This is a genomic window from Methylococcus sp. S1M (genome assembly GCF_051295855.1).
GTDB classification, from domain to species: domain Bacteria; phylum Pseudomonadota; class Gammaproteobacteria; order Methylococcales; family Methylococcaceae; genus Methylococcus; species Methylococcus capsulatus.
Window position 1 is genome coordinate 1 of the sequence record NZ_JBPDXO010000093.1, and the last position, 205, is coordinate 205.

Below are 205 nucleotides of genomic sequence, written 5' to 3' on the forward strand. Positions count from 1 at the left end.
AGGGCTTCGTCGCTGTGACGTTGGGTAGGGTCGCTGCGGCCCTGTCCATCCTCTTGCCGGCGCAGCCAGTTGAAATACCCGCTGGCGCTGACTTGCAGCACCTCGCAGGAGACGCTCACCGGGTAGCGGCGCTTCATTGGGTCAATCCAGGCGTACCTCGCAGCGTGTCCTGCGCGAAGTACGCCGCGGCTTTTTTTGCGATGTC

The 205-nt window shown here is 63.4% G+C and carries 1 pseudogene; it reads right to left on the bottom strand.

The features are described from left to right. Positions 1–205: pseudogene (locus ACSHWJ_RS16185) on the bottom strand (IS3 family transposase); the annotation flags it as partial.